The sequence below is a fragment of the Microbacterium sp. Y356 genome (assembly GCF_059445355.1).
In genome coordinates, this window is sequence record NZ_JCAIUE010000001.1 from 1,332,896 (window position 1) to 1,352,364 (window position 19,469).

A 19,469-nucleotide genomic window follows, 5' to 3' on the forward strand; every position below is an offset into this window, starting at 1 on the left:
CGTCGTCGGTCGTTATTGCACTGCCGAGGTGAGGCGGGCGAGGTTGTCAAGCACTGTGGAGCGCAATGGCTGCTTCATCCATTCCTCCAGAGTGAGTTCGCGACTGAGCGAACGATACGTGTCTTCAATCTCGCGCATCTCCGCCACGAACTCCTCGCCGCGCACGAGCATAGAGATCTCGAGGTTGAGCCCGAACGAGCGCATGTCCATGTTGCTCGAGCCGATCACCGCGACCTCGTCGTCGATCGTGAGGCTCTTGGTGTGCAGGATGTACGGCTTGCGGTACATCCAGATTCGCACCCCGGCGCGCAGTAGCGCCTCGTAGTAGCTGCGTTGCGCGTGGTAAACCATCGCCTGGTCGCCCTCTTCCGAGACGAACAGTTCCACCGAGACACCGCGGTCGCACGCCGCGCTGACGGCAATCAACAGCGCACCGTCAGGCACGAAGTACGGACTCACGATCATGATCTTCTCCCGTGCCGCATAGAGCAGCGCGAGGAAGAGTCGCAGATTGTTCTCGACCTCGAAGCCCGGCCCGGACGGGACGATCTGGCAGTCCAGATCTCCGCTTCCGGTCTGCGCGTGCGTGATGTCGATCTCGCTGAGCACCTCGTCTGTTTCGGCGTACCAATCGCTGAGGAATATGGCGTTGATGCTCAGCACGATCGGTCCATCGACGCGGGCCATGAGATCGACCCAGTGCAGTCCACGTTTGATGTTCTTGGGCAGGTTGTATGTCGAATCGGTGACGTTCTGCGATCCGAGATACCCCACAGTTCCGTCGACGACGAGCAGCTTGCGGTGATTGCGCAGATCTGGCCGCTGCATCCGACCCTTGAGCGGCTGCATAGGCAGCATCAGATGCCAGTGTGCACCCATCGCATCCAGTCGATTGATCGTCGTGCGATATCGCGGCTTCCAACGGTTGGCCCAGTGATCAAGAAGCACGCGGACCTCGACACCACGAGCGGCTACTTCTTCGAGTGCACGGAAGAAGTTGTCGGTCGCCTTGTCCGACTGCAGGATGTAGAACTCGACGTGCACGTATTCGTTTGCGGTGCGGATCGTTTCCGCCATCGCATCCAACGACTCCTGATAATCGCTGATCAGATGCGCGCCATTGTCGCCCGAGATCGGCAGTGCACCAAGGTTTTGATTCATCGTCACCAGAGAGGAGAACCACTCCGGTGCGTTCGGGCGCAGCGTTCCGAAGTGCAGTTGATCGCTGGTCTCAGCGATGTAGGCGTTGATTTGATCCTGCTTGCGGCGACGCGCTCGCGGCAGTCGTGGATTGCCGATGACCAGGAAGAGGATCACGCCCACGTAGGGAATGAAGAACACTGCGAGCAGCCAGGCCATCGCGGAGGTCGGGCGCCGGTTGCGCGGGATCACGATGATCGCCATCACACGGATGACGATATCGATGACGATAGCGATCGAAAGAACCCACCATGGCCATGACCATTCCCACATGCGCGTCACCCCCCGCAAACACTGAGCAGAACTCGCCGAACTCGGCGTCTGGCTTCAGAGTAGTCGGTAGCGCAGACAGCGCCGTCAGGCGCGGGGCGGGAGCCCGCGCGCGAGGCGCTCTTCAGCCTCGACCTGCGCGTGTGCTTTCCGCTCAGTGCGGTCGGAGCGAATGATGCTGCGCAGCACAAAGAAAAAGACGACGCTGACTCCGAGTGTCGGCAGAAGCGACCATGCCGCGGCGACCCAGATGTTGTCCATGGTTCCATCGTACGCTGTCGTTCCTTTGAGAAAGTTGACTTGTTCTGCACCGATGGGAGTTAACACCCGAAGCTGTGAGTGCTCGTTTCTGGCAGGACTTCTCCGCGACACTCTCTGCATGAACACAGTCCTTCGTGCCACTGATTCCGCCGAGTTCCTCGGCATCGTCCCGAGCCTCGCCGGGTTCACACCGAGGCAGAGCATCGTGCTGCTGCCCTTTCAACGCTCACGCGCCCATGGCGCGATGCGCATCGATCTGCCCCGAGACGATGTCGATCTCGACGAGTACGTCGACACCGCGATCGGCCTGATTTCGCAGGTCACCGGAACGGATGCTGTCGCCGTGGTGGTGTACACCGATGAGCCCCCGCAGCACACCCCGGACGGCATCGTGCTGCCGTCGACCATCGTCGTCGAAGACCTGCTCGATCTGGCCGTCGATCTCGGGCTGCATGTGGTCGACGCGCTCTGCGTCACACCAGAGGGTTGGTCGAGCTATCTGCACGACGACCCAGTGATGCGTCCGTCTGCCGAGATTCCCGTGGCCCCGACGGTTCCGGGCATCGGCGATGTCTCGGGTGATCAGGATGCCGGCACGGCGCTGCCCGTCGTCGATCTCGCCGAGAAGGAACGCGTGGGTCGAGCACTGCTCGACCTGTCAGACGTGTTGGCGCACGAGCACCTCGGCCTCACCGGCGCACGCGAGAACCCACAGGCCATCGCCGCCTCGGTACTGCTCGACGACCTGCCGCTGTTCTTCGAAGACCTGCTGGATTCTCCGGAGCACCTACCGCCGTTCGTGACCGCAGCTCTGCTCTGGTGCTTGGACCGCCCACGCTACCGTGACGTCGCGCTCCTGCAGTGGGCGACTGACCTGCCGACCGGCATGCGCGCACTGGACGCGCAACTCGCCTACGCCGAAGTCGGCGCAGGCGTGTCAGATGATTTGGGCCAAGTGTTCCTCGGGCGTGGGCCGAGTCCGGACGCCGACCGGCTCACAGTCGCCTTGGCGATCGCCCGCAACGTCGCGGCTCGCGCACCCCGCGCTTCCAAATCCGCACCGCTGACCGCGGCGGCCTGGCTGTCATGGGCGCTCGGACGTTCCACGCACGCCGCGCACTACCTGCGACTGGTCGCCGAGATCGACCCCTGCTACTCGCTCGCATCGCTGATCAGCAGCATGATCGACGCGGCCATACTGCCGGAGTGGACGTTCCGCCGCGGCGAGGCCGCAGGCACCTGAGTGCTACTTGACCAGCGGGAAGAGAATCGTCTCGCGGATGCCGAGACCGGTGATCGCCATGAGCAGACGGTCAATGCCCATGCCCATGCCGCCCGACGGCGGCATGCCGTGCTCGAGTGCACGCAGGAATTCCTCGTCGACTGGCATCGCCTCGACATCGCCACGTGCGGCGAGTTTCGCCTGCTCGACGAAACGCTCACGCTGGATGACCGGGTCGACAAGCTCGGAGTAGCCGGTGGCCAGTTCGAATCCGCGAATGTACAGATCCCACTTCTCCACGACACCGTCGATCGAGCGGTGCTCGCGCACCAGCGGCGAGGTGTCGACCGGGAAGTCCATCACGAACGTCGGGCGCGTCAGGTCGCCCTTCACGAAGTGCTCCCACAGTTCTTCGATGAGCTTTCCGTGCGTGGCGTGCGGCGGAAGACCGACGCCGTGTTCCTGGGCGAAGGAGATGAGGTCTTCGACCGAGTCTTCGGTGGTGAACGTGCGCTCAGCTGCCTCAGATAGCGAGTCGTACATCGAGATGCGATCCCACTCGCCGCCGAGGTCGTACTCGGTGCCGTCGGCCCAGGTCACCGTGGTCGAACCGGTGACCGCGATCGCAGCCTGCTGCACGAGCTCCTGCGTGAGTTCGGCCATCTGGTTGTAATCGCCATAGGCCTGGTAGGCCTCGAGCATCGCGAACTCGGGGCTGTGCGTCGAGTCGGCGCCCTCATTGCGGAAGTTGCGGTTGATCTCGTACACACGCTCGATGCCGCCGACGACAGCACGCTTCAGGTAGAGCTCCGGCGCAATGCGCAGGTACAGCTCGGTGTCGAACGCGTTCGAGCGCGTGACGAACGGACGAGCGGATGCTCCACCATGCTGCACCTGCAGCATCGGTGTTTCGACCTCGAGGTATTCGTGCGAGGAGAAGGTCGCACGAAGACTTGCGTTCACCGCAGCGCGGGCCCGCACCGTGTGGCGCGCCTGCTCACGAACGATGAGGTCAAGGTAGCGGCTGCGAACCCGGCTCTCCTCGCTGAGGTCGCCGTAGGCGTTGGGCAGCGGCAGGATGGCCTTCGAGGCGATCGCCCATTCATCCGCCATGATCGACAGCTCGCCACGGCGGCTGGAGATCACCTGTCCGTGCACGAAGACGTGGTCACCCAGGTCGACGAATTCTTTCCACTGCGCCAAAGACTCTTCGCCGACCTCGGCCAGCGAGATCATGGCCTGGATGCGCGTGCCGTCGCCGGCCTGCAGCGTCGCGAAGCAGAGCTTGCCGGTGTTGCGGCTGAAAACCACGCGGCCCGCGATACCGACGGTGACGCCGGTTTCGGCTCCTGCTTCAAGGTCGCCATACTCAGCGCGTAACGCCGGGATCGCGTGTGTCACCGGCACGCTGACCGGGAATGCTCCACCTGCGGCATTCGCCCGCTGCTCGATGAGTCGCTCGCGCTTGGCGAGACGTACGGCCTTCTGCTCGTGAACGTCCTCGCCATCGGCGTCGTCAGGGGTGGATGCAGGCGCGTCTGGCGCGGTGGTCATAAGGGCTCCTTGGAAGTCTCCCCCAGTTTACCGGGGCGGCGCTGAGAGCCTCGCCGACGGGGCACTCCGCAACTTCCGAGCACACACATCGATACGCTCGAAGCATGTTCCGGCATCGTGTTCCTCGTTTTCTGACCTTGATCGCAGTGACGTCCGGGGTGTTGCTGGCAGGCACGGCGGCCGCAGCATCCGCAGCATCCGCGGCATCCGCAGCAGAACCACGCACCGACGTCGACGATTTCAATTTCTCCACGTGGAGCGCGATCTACGAGATCGGCATCGACGATGACGGACGCGCGACGATGCATGTCGAGGAGACCCGCGTTGCCGAGTTCCCCGACATCGATCAGAACCGCGGCATCGTGGCCGGTTACCCGGAGACCTACGAGGGCGCAGGGCTCGGCACGACGATCCTCTCTGTGCGGGATGAGAACGGCAACGACGTTCCCTACGAGACCGAGGACGACGACGGGTTCATCTACGTCCTCACCGGAGACGACGATTACGTGCACGGCCCGACGACCTATGTCATCGAGTACGAGATGCGCGACGTGATCATCGCCGCGACCGAGACCGAAGTCGACGAGTTCTACTGGAACCTTCTTCCTCTGGACAGCACTCAGGACATCGCAGCGTTCGACGCCGAGATCATCTTTGATGATGACCTGGCGACGAATCTGACCGGCGATGCATCCTGCTATCGGGGCATTCAGGGCTCGACCGACCCCTGCGATCTCACCCGTGACGGATCGACGTTCACCGTCTCCGAAACCGACCTCGCCGCCGGCGACGGCATCACTGTCGCGATCGCCCTCGATCCAGGAACCGTCACTCAGCCTTCGGCCCGCCAGCCCAATGCCGCCACTGATGTGCTGCCATATGCCGTGGGCGGTGGCGCGATTCTGTTGTCGATCGGCGGCTGGTTCGCCACTTCTACCATGATCCGCTCGCGCCGCCGCGGTGCTGGAATCGTCGTCGCGCAGTATGACGTGCCTGCTTCCATGCCGCCGCTGTTGGCGAGCGCGATTGTCCCGAAGGCGAAGAACACTCTCAGCGCTCAGATCATCCACCTCGCCGTGAACGGGATGCTGCGGGTGGAAGAACTGCCAGAGGAAGGGCAGAAGAAGGGCAGGCCGCGACTGCGTCGACTCGACGCTCCGATCCCAGATCCGCTCGATGAACAATCGCTGAAGGCACTGTTCGGCAGCACTGAGCCGAATGTCGTCATGAGGATGCCGAAGAATAGTTCGGCGTTCGCGACACGGATTCAGAAGCTGCTCAAGGTTGGACCGAGTGAAGCGAACAAGCGCGGGTTCACGACGAAGGCGTCGAGCACGCTTGCGCGCGTCATACAGGCCGTCGCACTCGTGGTGTTTGCCGGCATGGTTGTTCTGCTCGGATGGGGCCTGTTCACTGGCCGGGCGTCGGCGGGTCCGGTCTTCTTCGCAACGCTGATGAGCGGCATCGTTGTGCTGATCTCCAGCGTCGTGGCGTTCAAGAAGCACACGGTTCTCACCAAGGACGGCGCGCTGCAGTTGGAGTATTTGGAGGGCGTGCGCGAGTTCATCCGCGTCGCAGAGGCTGACCGTCTCCAAATGCTGCAGTCATACACGGGCGCTGAACGTCGCAGCGACGGCGCCGTCGACGTGATCCACGTATACGAGAAACTGCTGCCGTACGCGATCCTGTTCGGTCAGGAGCGAGAGTGGGGCGAGGTGCTCGAGTTCGCCTATGGCGCTGCGGCGCAGGATCCAGGGTGGATCAACGGGTCCAGCCAAGGCCTTGTCGCCCGAATGCTGATCTTCTCATCGGCAACCCGTTCGTCGTCCACGTACACAGCACCCAGCACTGGCTCGTCTGGTGCTGGCGGCTCGTCTGGCGGAGGATTCTCCGGCGGAGGAGGCGGCGGCGGCTTCTCCGGCGGTCGCTGAGCGCGACGTCGCTCAGGGCAAGAGCGGGTCGGATGCTTCGCGCAGGGCCCGCTCGGCCGTCGACTGTACGAGCGCCGAAAGGTAGCCACCGGGATTCTCCACACCGATGCTGCGCAGAAGCGACGTCGACTGCCCGATTATGGCGCGGGAAAACTCGGATGCCGTGGCAATGGCCTCGGCATAAGCGGCCCGGTCGGCTTCAGCGATAACGATCGGCTCGCACCCGATCTCGACGGCGAGCGCCTGAGCAATCGGCAGCACCGGTGCGGGGGCAGTGACGGCCGCGAAGCTCGCCTGCAGCTGACGGAGGTCAATCGAGGTGCCGGTGAACGAAATAGCCGGATGCACCGCGAGCGGGATTGCGCCCGAGCGCTGCGCAGGCTCCAGAACACCGATGCCGTGGGCGGGGTCGGTGTGCAACACGAGCTGGCCGGGCTGCCACGCGCCGACTTCAGCGAGCCCGTTAACCAATCCGGGAAGCACGTCATGCGGCACGGCCAGAATCACCAGCTCACTGCGTCGCAGCACCTCGGTGGCTTCGAGCACTGGCACGCCCGGAAGGATCCCCGAGACACGGTCGTCATCTGAACCGCTCGTGATTCCCGTGATCGCATGCCCCGCGCCAGCGAGAGCGGCGCCGATCACCGGACCGACGTGCCCGGCGCCGATGATCCCGACGCCGAGCCTGCCGTCACGATTCATGCGGTGCCTGTGATGGATGGAATGTGGGCGGCGCCGGTGCAAACTCTGGCTGTGCGAAATCCGTCTGTCCGGATGCGTCGGGGGCAGGGTCCACGGCCACTGACTCCTGCGCATACTGGGCCCAACGGTGGCTGTGATCGCGGCCTGTGGCAGCAAAAGTTCTGCGGGTGATGTCGTCCATCGTCGTCATCATGGTCGTACTCTCGATGCCGACGACGTCGCCGAGAACGGGACCCGCCACGCTGTGCGCCTTCATCCACGCGACGCGCTGCAATCGATCGATCGGCCCCTGCGACACAGAGACCCCCTGCAGCCTGGCGAGAGGAACCACGGCGAGCTTGCGCCAGAACTGTCCGCGGCGCATCAGCAGCGCGAAGTCGGTCACGGTAAGGCCGTGCCGTTTCCACGACATTGGCCGGCGCCACCAGGCACGACGCTCTAGGGAGGTATACGGGTCATTCTCTTGGGGCCCGAGGATGCCGTGTTCCCAGACCAGCGGGACATCCTCCGCCGGCAGGTCGGGAAGGATGAGCGCGAGCACCCTCTCGACATCGGCGCGCGTGCCGACGGGAAGCACCACGTTGAACTGCTGCGCTGATCCGGACTGCTGCTGAGATGCGCTCTTGCCCGACATGCGGTTGATCTTGATGGTCCACCAGCCGAACGGACGCCACAAAAGTGACTGCGTCACCTCGGCTGCGAAGATACGTCCTGGAGGGATCGTCTCGGTCACCGTCGTGAACAGGCCATAGGTGATGCGGACACCGTCAGGCGTCGGCGCGATCGCGTAGCGCAATGACTTGGAGATCTGTCCCCAGGTGATGGCGACCGTGGCGATGATGAGGGGGATCGCGACGCCGAGTCCGGATCCGAGCAGGATAAACAGGCCGTCTCCATCTTCGTTATCCAGCGCGATGGGCAGCATCGTGGCGATGAACACGGCGAAGATGATCAGGAAGAAGACGAACCAGAGCGCCCCGGCGAGCAACATTGAACCGACGAGCCGTCCGGTCGGGATCTTCACGACACTGTCAGGCGTAACATCGGCGAGGTCGACGCCGCCGATGAGACCGCTCACTCCGTCGTTCATCGAGCCGACAAGCTGGGAGCGCAGCCCGCCAGAAGTAGTTGGCTGCGCGGGCGCGGGCTGTCCGGTACGACGCACTTCACGTGACTGACGGGCACCGGAGGCGAGCCGGAGGATGTCGGTACGAACGGCCTCAGCCTTCGGCGTGGAGAGGTACTCAAGCGGAACGTTCGCGTCGGTGCCGGCACCGACGACCTCGAGTTTGGCCATGCCGATCAGCCGCGCGGGGAAGGGGCGTGTGAGGTTGACTCCCTGCACACGATCGAGCGGCGCGCGTCGGTGCGAGCGGAAGATGATGCCCTTGCGGACCTCGACGTGCTCCTCGGAAATGCGGAACTCCTGGAACCGCCACACCAGCCAGAACCCGACGATGAGCACAATCAAGACGCCCAGTACGACGAGCAGCGCGACCAGAATCAGGTTGTTCGCCAATACCCAGTCCACTGGGTCGCCGCCGGAGTACTCATCAGCATGCATCTCCTCAGGAGTGAAGAGATTGATGAACCAGAAGATGATCCGGTCGCGGAAGTTGTTGAGCACGATGCTCGCCACGATGATGAGCACCAGCCCGCCTTTGAACAGCGGCGTCAGCGGGTGCAGGCGGTGCCAGTCACCATCGGCGAGCGAAGTGCCGTCAGCGAGGATTGCTGCCGGACTCGATGGCCCCTCGTTCGGGGCAGGCTGCTCAGGCGTGCTCACAGGCCGGTCCGACGGGTCTCGGCGACGTCGATGAGTGTGTCACGCAGCGCTTCGGCGGCGGGCCGCGTCAGCCCGGGGATCTGCACGCCCGTCGTGGCGGCAGCGGTGACCATCTTCAGCTGGGACACTCCGAACGCACGATCCAGCGGCCCCTGCGTGATGTCAACGAGCTGCATGCGCCCGTAAGGGACGGCGATGATCCTCTGCCACATGATGCCCTTGCGAAAGACGATGTCATCGGCGCGGAGCATGTATCCGATTGCTTTCGCCTGCCGAGGCAGAATGACGAGAGTGATGAGTTCGATCACGATCAGGATTCCGGCCGGGATCCAGACCCAGGTCTGCTCAAAAGCGATGCTCAGCACAAGCGCCGCGATCAGAAGGAGCGCGAGCAGAATGCCGTTCTGCAAAAGCTGCGACACGACATAGCGCGGTGAGATCTGATGCCAGTGCCCGTCGAGAGCGAGACGTGCGGCGCCGCGAGGTTCGCGGATCTGTGAGTACGTGCCCTCATCCAACACCGGCGGTGTCACCTGCTGAGATGGATCAGCGCCCGGCGTCGGCTCCGGAGGCGGGGTCATCTGGATGTCGGTCATCAGGATCCTTCGGCAGAGTACAGAACTGTTCGGCGACAAGTGCGGCGACCACGAGCACGATCGAACTTGCCACGAGGGCGGCCATCGCCACCATCGACCCTACCGGGGGATCCACCGGGCGCGACAGGAGGAACACCCCTAACCCTCCGCCAAACCCGGCCGTGATCGCACCGAGCAGACTCGACGCCCGAGCCAGAGTCGCTGCACGCATCGCACGGAATGGGTCTATACGGCCGGGCGTGCGTCCACGCGCGCTGCGGCGCACCGGCCAGGCAAGCGAGAGCACCGCAGCAGCGATCAGGAGCAGGAGGAGCGGCAGAAACCCAGATGGAGCGAAGGTGGACCGCCCCGACACCGTCAGCACATGATCGACCAGGTAGCCGATACCCCCGCCGAGCAGCGCAAGGATGATCAGCAGCGCGGCGGATGTGCGCTTCATCCGTGCTCCGGAGCGTCGTCCACGGCATCCGCTCGCAATCGGGCAACCAGCGGGGCGATCCGTCCCCGCCCTGGAATCTCGGCGTCCGAGTCAAGGCTCAGCCACGGTTCGAGTACGAACAGTCGCTCTGCGGCCCGCGGATGCGGCAGCTGCAGGTGTGGGTCTTCAGAGAGAAGATCTCCGTAGGTGATCAGGTCGAGATCGAGGGTGCGGTCGCCCCAGCGTTCGTGCCGTTCGCGGCCGTGCTCGTCTTCGATCGCGTGCAGCAGTCCCAACAGCACCTGCGGCGCGAGACGTGTGCTGACCAGCGCGACAGCATTTACGTAGGTCGGTGCGTCCGGGTCTGGGCCATCCGGTCGCATGGCGACCGTCTCGTACAGCTCTGACAGCCGTACACCTTCGACAAGTGGCAGCCGGGAGATCCGCTCAATCGCGCGACGGATCGTCTCGTGGCGGTCGCCGAGGTTCGCACCGATGGCGATGACCGCGTGCACGATGTCGCGGCCGGGGCGCGGATCCGGTGCCGTCAGCGGCGGCATGCGGATCATCACTGGGCATCCGCACTGATGCGAAAAATGGTGACCGAAACATCCGAGAACGTCAGCGGAATGGGAGCGTGCGGTTTGTGCACGGTAACTGCCACCTGCTTCACGCGCTCTTCCCCGAGAACCACATCGGCGATGCGCTGAGCGAGCGTCTCGATGAGGTTCACCGGCTCACCCGCGACAACCGCTGCAACCCTCTCGGCAAGCTCGCCGTAGTGCACCGTGTCGGTGACATCATCGGATGCCGCGGCATCCGTCAGCGCGAGCTGCAGACGCAGATCGATCACGAACTCCTGACCGTTCTCCCTCTCGTGCTCGAAGACGCCGTGACGGCCGAACACGGTGAGCCCGGTGAGCTGGATCTCGTCCAAGGTCTGCATCATCAGCCCTCCCACGCGTGTGCGATCGCGAGGGCATCTCGGGTCGCTGCGACATTGTGCACCCGCACGGCCCACACACCATGTCGAACGGCCAGTGCACTCGTGACCGCGGTGGCAAGATCGCGTCGCGACTCGTCGATCGCCTCCCCGGATTCCTGGCGAAGAGGTTCGACCAAAAACCGCTTCCGTGACGTACCGATCAGCACCCGGTGACCGAGCGCCGTGATGTCGGCGAGGCCACGCAGAACGTCCCAGTTCTGCTCCCCCACCTTGGCGAATCCGATGCCGGGATCAACGATGAGTCGCGCTGGCGCGATGCCCGCGGCGGCGGCCGCGCCGACACGCTCGCGCAGCTCGCCGGCGACCTCGCGAGAGGCACGACGGTACTCGGCGCGCGCGTACATGTCATCGGAGGGCCCACGCCAGTGACCGATGACGAAATCGGCACCAGATGCGGCGACTGTGCTGAGCATGTCGGGGTCGGACAGGCCGCCGGAGACATCGTTCACGATGCGCGCCCCCGCCCGGACGGCGGCCGTAGCCGTCGACGCGTTCAGCGTGTCGACGCTCACGGGGATGCCCCGGGAGGAAAGCGCCTGGATCACCGGGATGACTCGCTGCTCCTCGACGGCGGGGTCAACGCGCTCGGAGCCAGGGCGCGTGGACTCTCCGCCAATGTCGAGCACTGTGGCACCGGCATCTCGTAATGCGAGCCCGTGGGCGATGGCCTGCTCGGGGTCGATGAAACGCCCACCATCGCTGAAGGAGTCGGTCGTGACGTTGACGATGCCCCAAATTCCGGTCATTACGCGCCCCCGATCCCTGAGCCTGCAGAGAGTCCGATCAGCGTGATCAGCTCTTGCCGGGCGACGGGCTCGCTGTACTCGCCGCGCGCGGCAATCGTCAGAGTCGATGCTTCGGGCTGACGTCCGCCACGCATCGTCACGCAGCCGTGCGTGGCGTCCAGTACGACGAGCACCCCGCGGGTGTCGAGGTGCTCCGCGATCGTGTCGGCAATCTGCTCGCCCAGTCGTTCCTGCACCTGGGGACGCGCCGCGAGCGTCTCGACGACCCGCACCAGGGCGCCGAGGCCGACGACCTGTTCGCCGGGCAGGTACGCGATGTGCGCACGCCCGGTGAATGGCAGCAGGTGGTGTTCACACACTGAGCGGAAGAGGATGTCGCGCAGCAGCACCGCGCCGGAGGGCAGAGTTTCCGGGGCGGGTCCGCGCGCAACGCTGATCGTGTGGGCCAGCGGCGCCGCAGCATCCTCTCCCACACCAGAGAAGAACTCCGCGTAGAGGTCAGCCATGCGAGCAGGAGTCTGCTTGAGACCTGGACGCTCCGGGTCTTCACCGATCGCTTCGAGAAGCTCGCGAGTCAGCCGCCGGACACGATCTCTGTCTACGGCCACGGTCAGGCCGTCGCCGGACGTGCCTGCCCAGATGCGGGCGTGCCGTCTGTCGCGCCGTAAGGTGCCGCAGCATCCACAGATCCTTCGACAGTGGCCGCAGCATCTACCGGGATGACACGCTTCGGTACCTCGATAGGAGGACGAGTCGACACCGGCCGCTCATTGCTGGAAAGCCACAGCGGGCGCTCCGGCAGCTTGCGGATGTCGGTGAAGATCTCGGCGATCTGGTTGTGGTCGAGGGTCTCCTCCTCGATCAGCGCGAGGGCAAGGCGATCGAGGAGGTCGCGGTTGTCGCTGATGACCTGGTAGGCCTCGTCATGTGCCTGCTCGATGAGCTGGCGCACCTGCGTGTCGACGCGTTCGGCGATCGTCTCGGAATACTCGCGTCCGCGGCCCATGTCGCGGCCAGCGAACGGCTCGCCACCCTCTGAGCCGAGTTTGACCGGACCGAGGTCGGTGGTCATGCCGTACTCGATGACCATCTTGCGGGCGATGCTGGTCGCCTTCTCGATGTCATTGGAGGCGCCGGTGGTGGGGTCGTGGAAGACGAGCTCCTCCGCGACACGACCGCCCATTGCGTAGGTCAGCTGGTCCTGCAGCTCGTTTCGAGTGATGGAGTACTTGTCGTCCAGCGGCATCACCATCGTGTAGCCGAGTGCCTTGCCGCGCGGAAGGATCGTGATCTTCGTCACCGGATCGGTGTAGTTCATCGCCGCCGCAGCGAGAGCGTGACCACCCTCGTGGTAGGCGGTGATGAGCCTCTCGCGATCCTTCATGACGCGGGTGCGACGCTGCGGACCGGCGATCACGCGGTCGATGGCCTCGTCCAGTGCGCGGTTGTCGACCAGCTGCGCATTCGAGCGAGCCGTGAGGAGCGCCGCTTCGTTGAGGACGTTCGCGAGGTCGGCGCCGGTGAAGCCGGGGGTCTTGCGAGCGACGACTTCAAGGTCGACGCTCTGTGCGAACGGCTTGCCCTTGGCGTGCACCTGCAGGATGTGCAGGCGTCCCTTGAGATCGGGAGCATCCACTCCGATCTGGCGGTCGAATCGGCCCGGGCGAAGAAGGGCAGGGTCGAGGATGTCGGGGCGGTTGGTGGCCGCGATCACAATGACGTTCGCGTTCGGGTCGAAGCCGTCCATCTCGACGAGCATCTGGTTCAGCGTCTGTTCACGCTCGTCGTTGCCGCCGCCCATACCGGCACCACGGTGACGGCCGACGGCGTCGATCTCGTCGATGAAGATGATGGCAGGCGCGTGTTCCTTGGCCTGGTTGAAAAGATCGCGGACGCGCGAGGCACCGACACCGACGAACATCTCGACGAAGTCCGAACCCGAGATCGAGTAGAACGGTGCCCCCGCCTCGCCGGCGACTGCGCGAGCGAGAAGAGTCTTTCCGGTTCCTGGGGGGCCGTACAGCAGCACGCCCTTCGGGATGCGGGCGCCGATCGCCTGGAACTTGGCGGGGTCCTCGAGGAACTCCTTGATCTCCTGAAGCTCTTCGATCGCCTCGTCGGCACCGGCGACGTCTGCGAAGGTGACCGTCGGGGTCTCCTTGTTGACGAGCTTCGCCTTGGACTTGCCGAACTGCATGACCTTTCCGCCGCCGCCCTGCATCGACGAGAGCAGCCACCAGAACAGCAGGCCCAGCAGCACCAACGGAAGAAGAAGCGAGAGGAAACCGTCGAACCAGGTAGCACGCGGAACAACGTCGTTGAAGCCGTCCTTCGGGTCGGCAGCGTTGACTGCGTCGACGACCTCGGCGGCACGTGCATCTACGTAGTAGAACTGCACCTCCTTCGAGTCCTCGAAGGCCTTCGACAGGGTCATGTCGACGCGCTGGTCGCCGTCGGTGTTGGTGACCTCGGTGACGGTCTCCCCCGACAGGAGATCGAGCCCCTGTTGGGTGGTGATCGTGCTCGGGGCATTGAGGTTTGAGATCAGCAGGAACCCGCCGAACAGCAAAACACCGATCAGCACTACATAGAGCAGCGGATTACGAGTGATCTTCTTCACGTCCATGATGCGTTCAGCGTATCGCGTGGAAGTTAGTGGTCCCCTGGGATTCGCCCATGGCGTACGTCTCCGCGCTCAGCTGTAGATGTGCGGTGCGAGGACGGCGACGTCACGGAGGTTGCGGTAGCGCTCGTCGTAGTCGAGCCCGTAGCCGACGACGAACTCGGTGGGAATGTCGAAGCCGACGTACTTGCAGTCGATCTCGACCTTGGCGGCCTCGGGCTTGCGTAGCAGCGCCAGCACCTCAATCGACTCTGGGCCACGCGACTCGAAGTTCTCCAGCAGCCAGCTCAGCGTCAGGCCGGAGTCGATGATGTCTTCGACGATGAGTACGTGCTTGCCGTGCAGGTCGGTGTCGAGGTCCTTGCGGATCTGCACCACACCGCTGGATTTCGTGCTCGAGCCATAGCTGGAGACTGCCATCCAGTCCATCGGAGCGTGAAATGGCAGCGCTCTGGCGAAGTCGGCCATCACCATGATCGCACCCTTGAGAACCCCCACGAGCAGCAGGTCTTTGCCCTCGTAGTCCTTCGCGACCACGGCCGCGAGCTCATCGAGCTTGGCTATGATCTCCTCCTCTGTCACAAGGATCTCTGCAAGGTCATCTTGGATCTCAGCCGCGCGCATAGATTGATTTTAGGCGACGGTTGCTATGGGTTCCGCAATACTGTGAGGAATGATCGGGCGCACGCCCGCCGAAGGAAGGAATCACCATGGCTCTTGACGACATCCTCACGCAGGTGCCGATCGATGACATCGCCGCGAAGCTCGGCGTCTCCCCCGACGTCGCCAAGGCTGCGGTCGAGCAGGGCGGGGCCGTCCTCCTGGGCGGACTGGCCAAGAATGCCGAGAGCGAAGAGGGCTCTGCGGCGATCAAGAATGCACTCAAGAAGCATGAGGGCGCGAAGAGCGTCACTACGATCGACGACGTCGATCAGGCTGACGGAGAGAAGATCGTCAAGCACGTGCTCGGAGAACAGTCACAGGATGTCGCCGCGAAGCTGACCGCGTCAGAGAAGACCGCAGGCATCGACTTCGGCAAGCTTCTGCCGATTCTCGCGCCGATCATCATGGGCTTGATCGCGAACAAGAACAAGTCGGATTCCACCGATGGTGCGGAGTCCGGCGGGGGAATCGGCGACCTCATCGGAGGACTCCTCGGAGGAGGCGGCAACAACTCGTCTGGTGGCGGGATCGGCGATCTGCTGGGCGGCATCCTCGGCGGCGGTTCGTCATCCGGCGGAGGAATCGGCGATCTGCTCGGTGGTCTGTTCGGCGGCAAGAAGTAGCGAACGCTCAGCGAGCGCGGCTCAGCGCGCACGGCTCAGCGCGCAGTGAAGACGATGCGCCCGCCCTGCCGCACCGCAGAGCAGCCCGGCAGATCGATGGGGCCCTGTCCTGACCAGTCGGTGACGAGTCGAGCGACTTCCACGGTCTGCGTGCGGGTGAGGCTCGCGCCGAACTCGCTGTGCGCGACGAGGCGGATGATGCGGTTGCGCAGTGCGGTCGGGTTCGCCGCGAGCGCGGCGACGCTGACAGAGATGCCCGCCTCGGCGTGCTCGACGATGTCTTCGATCGTCTCGTGGATCATCTCGTCGAACGCCTCGGCATCCTCCCGAAGCTGTTCGGCGGTGCGTGTCAAAGCCTCCGCAATGCCGGGGCCGAGTTCGGCTTCCAGCACGGGCAACACACGTTCACGCACACGCACGCGCGCGAAACGCGCTTCGAAGTTGTGCGGGTCGTCCCAGGGCGTGAGATCGGATGCTGCGCAGAACGCTTGTGTCGTCTCACGACGCACGCCCAGCATCGGTCGCAGCCAGACGGTGTCGTCTTCATCTTCGCGGCGCGGGGCCATGCCCTGAAGACTCGCGGCACCCGAGCCGCGAGCGAGACCGAGCAGCACGGTCTCCGCCTGGTCATCGAGGGTGTGTCCGAGCAGCACGGCCGCAGCATTCTCATCTGCAGCGATCCGGCGCAGTGCCGCGTAGCGTGCATCGCGCGCGGCGGCCTCCGTGCCACCACCACCACCACCACCACCCGCACCGCTGCCTGCTCGTGTCGAGGAGCTCGCCACGTCCACACGCTCGGTCAAGGCGCGGATGCCGAGACTCTCGGCCTTCGCCGCGGCCTCAGCGGCGACATCCGCCGACCCCTCCTGCAGCCCGTGATCGATCGTGGCGCTGACCACACTCATCCGGCGCGAGCGCCCTTCGAATACCGTCGCGGCCGCGAGGGCGAGTGAATCCGCACCTCCAGAAAGAGCGACGATGACGGTCGCTCCATCGGGCAGGTCGACCAGTGCGGTGCGCACGGCGAGGCGGATCTCAGCGATGGCAGGGACAAGCGAAGGCACAACTCAACGGTACGGCACCGAGAAACACCTACCGCGGCATCCGACTCGGTCGTAGTCTGGGCGCGTGACGCAGCCGACGACGTTTGCACCGAAGCGCCTGAAGGCGTTCGTCGATGCTGTCGTGGCGATCGCGATGACACTGTTGATCCTGCCGTTGTTGGAAGCTGTCTCTGATGCTGCGGGCTCAGGGATCGGCACTGGCGCGTTCCTCGCGCAGCACCGCGGTCAGCTCATCAGCTTCGGTCTCAGCTTCGTCCTCATCGCGGCATTCTGGATGGAGCATCATCGGCAGTACGAACGCGTGCGTCGCGTCTCCACACCGCTGCTGTGGATCAATGTCGCGTGGATGCTCACCATCGTGTGGCTTCCGGTTCCGACGGCGATGCTCGGTCAACTGGAAACCGATCCGCTTCAGGCCGCGCTATACATCGGGACGTTGATCATGACACAGGTGATCACGCTCGCCGGAAAGCTGTACTTGGCTAAGCACCTGGTGCTCACCGATTACACCGTCGATGAGCTCCGACGAGGGTCGATCGGCGACATCGCTGCGATCATCCTGTTCTGCATTGCCTTTCCCATCGCCGCGTGGGTGCATATGATCGGGTACTTCGCCCTGCTGCTCGTAGCGCTGTCCGATCCACTGGAGAAATTGCTGTTGCGGATGCGCAGGTAGGGTAGTTCCCGGTATCCGACCGTTTTTCCTGAGGAGTACACGCATGGGCGCACACGACGCCGTCATCGAGATCCCACGCGGCAGCCGCGTGAAGTACGAAGTCGACCACGAGACAGGGCGAGTACACCTCGACCGTGTCCTGTACACGACCTTCGGATACCCCGCCGACTACGGCTACTTCGACAACACGCTGGGCGAGGACGGCGATCCGCTGGACGTACTCGTCCTCCTCGACCACGCACTGTTCCCGGGCGTCGTCGTCGAGGTGCGTCCTGTTGCCGTGCTGAAGATGAGCGATGAGGCCGGCGGCGACGACAAGCTTGTCGCCGTGCTCGCTAAGGACCCGCGCTGGGCCCACATCCAGGACATCGACGACATCGCCGAGTACACGAAGAAGGAGATCACTCACTTCTTCGAGCACTACAAGGACCTCGAGCCCAACAAATGGGTCAAGGTCGACGAGTGGGGAAACGCTGCCGAAGCACAGCGCATCCTCGACGAGGCAATCGTGCGCGCAGGCGAAACCGGTCACTGAACCGCACCAACAACGTCACAGAAGCCCTCGTGTCCGCATTTCAGCGGCCGAGGGCTTCTTCGTGCGTTCGCGAGGTCAGACCCCGATTCCGCGCGCACCCATGAAGTCGATCGGGTTCGTGTAGCCGCCGTTGATGTACACCTCGAAGTGGAGGTGGCATCCGAAAGAGTTTCCGGTGTTGCCCGCGTAGGCGATGATCTGGCCGGCATTGACCCACTGGCCCCAGCCCACCACGATGGCGTTGATGTGCCCGTAGCCGGTGCCGACGCCACCGCCGTGCTGAACGCGAATGTAGTTTCCGTAGCCGCCGTTCCAGCCGGCGTAGTCGACTGTTCCTGACTGCGCGGCAAAGATCGGGGCCCCGCAGCCGTTGGCGAGGTCGACGCCGTAGTGGTACCCGCTCGAGCAGTACCCCGTGCCGCACTGCACCATGCGCGGACCGTACCCTGAGGATCGGTGTCCGCCCTGCGGTCGGACCCAGCCTCCGCTACCGACCGCACCGCCACCGTCGCCGCCGCCAGCGCCTGCTGGAGCACCGCCACCGCCGCCTCCGCCGCCGTTTGCCGCTTCCTCGTCTCGCCGGCGCTGTTCTTCCTCGGCTCTCCGGCGAGCGTCCTCTTCGGCTCTCCGGCGAGCTTCTTCCTCTGCAGCCCGTCGCGCCGCTTCTTCAGCCTTGCGCTTCTCTTCAGCGATGCGCTTCGCTTCTGCGACGCCCGCTTCGTAGTCGGCGACCGTCTTCGCGGTCTCGTCTCGCAGCGCTACGAGCTGTGCCTCGAGAGTGGTGAGGTACTCGGCCTGCTCGGCGAGCGCGGCTTCAGCAGCAGCAGCAGCCTGCTGTGCGGCGAGCATTTTCTCTTCGGCGATCTTCTGCAGACGGTCACGCTCTGTGCGAGCGACGACAGCCTGATCGCTGAGTGACTGGGCGGAGTTGCGAGCAGCGACTGCGTCGTCATAGACCGACTGGTTGTACTGCAGGAGCTTGTCCATCGTGCCGAGGCGCGAAAGCAACTGGTCGGCACTTGCGGCAGAGCCGGCGAAGAAGAGCTCGAGGGCGGTGTCGTCGCCGCCGTTGCGGTAGAGCTGCGCAGCTACCTGTCCGGCCTTGCGCGCGGATTCATCGGCGATCTTCGCCTGCGCGTCGGCCTGAGTCTGCAGCGCTTCGGCCTCGGCGATCGCGTCGAAGAATGCCTGCTGTGCCTCGAAGTACTCATTGCCGGCGGCCTCGGCCGCCGCCTGGGTCTCGGCGACCCGCTGTGTGAGGGCTTGGATCAATCCCTCGATACGGGTGATCTCGGTGGCCTTCGCCGCCTCGTTGCCCCTGGCGCGCTGCACGTCGTCCCAGCTCGGGTACGTGGCCGCATAGGCGGCGTTGACGCCGGAACCGATGCCGAAGGCACTGAGCGCCACCACGCTGAGGGCGCCAAGGCCCAGAGCATTTCGGCGCGTGAGTGCGCTCTTCTGCCAGAAGGTGCGCTGCTCGTCGACGCTGGGTGCGCACCCGCAGGAGTCCCCTGCGTCGAGCGCAGCGTCCATCGTGGACTGCTCGGCGTTCACAGGGCCCCTTCCAACGGATTCACATAAGCCACAGTAACA

At 64.4% G+C, this 19,469-nt stretch carries 20 protein-coding genes; 5 read left to right on the plus strand and 15 right to left on the minus strand.

From position 1 onward, the window contains the following. Window positions 1–12 precede the first annotated feature (12 nt). A complete protein-coding gene (gene cls, locus AC1C2Q_RS06420; protein WP_495449435.1) occupies window positions 13–1,473 on the minus strand; it encodes a cardiolipin synthase in 1,461 nt (486 codons plus the stop codon). Window positions 1,474–1,557: 84 nt separating this feature from the next. Then, window positions 1,558–1,731, minus strand: coding sequence for a hypothetical protein (locus AC1C2Q_RS06425; RefSeq protein ID WP_495449436.1), 174 nt, complete (start codon window positions 1,729–1,731; stop codon window positions 1,558–1,560). Window positions 1,732–1,849: 118 nt separating this feature from the next. Here AC1C2Q_RS06425 and AC1C2Q_RS06430 point away from each other — a divergent pair, with 118 nt between their 5' ends. Further along, window positions 1,850–2,974, plus strand: a complete 1,125-nt coding sequence (locus tag AC1C2Q_RS06430; RefSeq protein ID WP_495449437.1) for a DUF4192 family protein — start codon at window positions 1,850–1,852, stop codon at window positions 2,972–2,974. A 3-nt stretch (window positions 2,975–2,977) separates the two neighbouring features. Here AC1C2Q_RS06430 and lysS read toward each other — a convergent pair whose 3' ends face one another. After that, window positions 2,978–4,507: a lysine--tRNA ligase gene (gene lysS / locus AC1C2Q_RS06435; protein WP_495449438.1), complete on the minus strand. Its 1,530-nt coding sequence runs from the start codon at window positions 4,505–4,507 to the stop codon at window positions 2,978–2,980. Between the two features lie 104 nt (window positions 4,508–4,611). On the opposite strand from lysS, the gene AC1C2Q_RS06440 reads away from it, so the two are divergent. Continuing rightward, window positions 4,612–6,438: a DUF2207 domain-containing protein gene (locus tag AC1C2Q_RS06440; protein ID WP_495449439.1), complete on the plus strand. Its 1,827-nt coding sequence runs from the start codon at window positions 4,612–4,614 to the stop codon at window positions 6,436–6,438. 12 nt (window positions 6,439–6,450) lie between these two features. Here the strand turns inward: AC1C2Q_RS06440 and AC1C2Q_RS06445 are convergent, their stop codons facing one another. The 10 genes from AC1C2Q_RS06445 to hpt all read right to left on the minus strand — a co-directional run bounded on the left by AC1C2Q_RS06445 (window position 6,451) and on the right by hpt (window position 14,939). Next, window positions 6,451–7,140, minus strand: coding sequence for a DUF2520 domain-containing protein (locus AC1C2Q_RS06445; RefSeq protein WP_495449440.1), 690 nt, complete (start codon window positions 7,138–7,140; stop codon window positions 6,451–6,453). Next, entirely contained in the window at window positions 7,130–8,926 is a 1,797-nt protein-coding gene (locus tag AC1C2Q_RS06450) for a PH domain-containing protein (protein WP_495449441.1), read from the minus strand. Before AC1C2Q_RS06450 ends, AC1C2Q_RS06445 begins: the two co-directional genes overlap by 11 nt. After that, a complete protein-coding gene (locus AC1C2Q_RS06455) occupies window positions 8,923–9,507 on the minus strand; it encodes a PH domain-containing protein (RefSeq protein WP_495450550.1) in 585 nt (194 codons plus the stop codon). Before AC1C2Q_RS06455 ends, AC1C2Q_RS06450 begins: the two co-directional genes overlap by 4 nt. After that, on the minus strand, window positions 9,473–9,961 hold the full coding sequence (locus tag AC1C2Q_RS06460; protein WP_495430260.1) for a DUF3180 family protein: 489 nt from the start codon (window positions 9,959–9,961) through the stop codon (window positions 9,473–9,475). Before AC1C2Q_RS06460 ends, AC1C2Q_RS06455 begins: the two co-directional genes overlap by 35 nt. After that, window positions 9,958–10,509 (minus strand): 2-amino-4-hydroxy-6-hydroxymethyldihydropteridine diphosphokinase, encoded by a 552-nt coding sequence (gene folK, locus AC1C2Q_RS06465; protein WP_495449442.1) that lies wholly within the window; start codon window positions 10,507–10,509, stop codon window positions 9,958–9,960. The genes AC1C2Q_RS06460 and folK overlap by 4 nt, the downstream gene beginning before the upstream one ends. Beyond that, window positions 10,509–10,886: a dihydroneopterin aldolase gene (gene folB / locus AC1C2Q_RS06470; protein ID WP_495450551.1), complete on the minus strand. Its 378-nt coding sequence runs from the start codon at window positions 10,884–10,886 to the stop codon at window positions 10,509–10,511. Before folB ends, folK begins: the two co-directional genes overlap by 1 nt. A 2-nt stretch (window positions 10,887–10,888) precedes the next feature. Continuing rightward, a complete protein-coding gene (gene folP, locus AC1C2Q_RS06475; RefSeq protein ID WP_495449443.1) occupies window positions 10,889–11,692 on the minus strand; it encodes a dihydropteroate synthase in 804 nt (267 codons plus the stop codon). Continuing rightward, window positions 11,692–12,300: a GTP cyclohydrolase I gene (folE, locus tag AC1C2Q_RS06480; protein WP_495449444.1), complete on the minus strand. Its 609-nt coding sequence runs from the start codon at window positions 12,298–12,300 to the stop codon at window positions 11,692–11,694. The genes folP and folE overlap by 1 nt, the downstream gene beginning before the upstream one ends. Window positions 12,301–12,302: 2 nt before the next feature. Next, the gene (gene ftsH, locus AC1C2Q_RS06485; RefSeq protein WP_495430264.1) at window positions 12,303–14,318 is read right to left on the minus strand and encodes an ATP-dependent zinc metalloprotease FtsH; all 2,016 of its coding nucleotides are present in this window, start codon (window positions 14,316–14,318) and stop codon (window positions 12,303–12,305) included. A gap of 69 nt (window positions 14,319–14,387) precedes the next feature. Next, complete coding sequence (hpt, locus tag AC1C2Q_RS06490; RefSeq protein WP_495449445.1) at window positions 14,388–14,939, minus strand: hypoxanthine phosphoribosyltransferase; 552 nt, start codon at window positions 14,937–14,939, stop codon at window positions 14,388–14,390. 86 nt (window positions 14,940–15,025) lie between these two features. Here hpt and AC1C2Q_RS06495 point away from each other — a divergent pair, with 86 nt between their 5' ends. Further along, entirely contained in the window at window positions 15,026–15,601 is a 576-nt protein-coding gene (locus tag AC1C2Q_RS06495; protein ID WP_495449446.1) for a DUF937 domain-containing protein, read from the plus strand. A 35-nt stretch (window positions 15,602–15,636) separates the two neighbouring features. On the opposite strand, the gene tilS is transcribed toward AC1C2Q_RS06495, so the two are convergent. Continuing rightward, window positions 15,637–16,665 (minus strand): tRNA lysidine(34) synthetase TilS, encoded by a 1,029-nt coding sequence (gene tilS, locus AC1C2Q_RS06500; protein WP_495449447.1) that lies wholly within the window; start codon window positions 16,663–16,665, stop codon window positions 15,637–15,639. A 64-nt stretch (window positions 16,666–16,729) separates the two neighbouring features. Between tilS and AC1C2Q_RS06505 the strand changes: the two genes are divergently transcribed. Together AC1C2Q_RS06505 and ppa are read left to right on the plus strand one after the other, a co-directional pair. Next, on the plus strand, window positions 16,730–17,341 hold the full coding sequence (locus tag AC1C2Q_RS06505; protein ID WP_495449448.1) for a TMEM175 family protein: 612 nt from the start codon (window positions 16,730–16,732) through the stop codon (window positions 17,339–17,341). Between the two features lie 43 nt (window positions 17,342–17,384). After that, window positions 17,385–17,876 carry an inorganic diphosphatase gene (gene ppa / locus AC1C2Q_RS06510; protein WP_495449449.1) on the plus strand — a complete coding sequence of 164 codons (492 nt, stop codon included), beginning with the start codon at window positions 17,385–17,387 and terminating at the stop codon, window positions 17,874–17,876. A gap of 75 nt (window positions 17,877–17,951) precedes the next feature. Here ppa and AC1C2Q_RS06515 read toward each other — a convergent pair whose 3' ends face one another. Further along, window positions 17,952–19,409, minus strand: a complete 1,458-nt coding sequence (locus tag AC1C2Q_RS06515; protein ID WP_495450552.1) for a peptidoglycan DD-metalloendopeptidase family protein — start codon at window positions 19,407–19,409, stop codon at window positions 17,952–17,954. Between the last annotated feature and the right edge of the window lie 60 nt (window positions 19,410–19,469).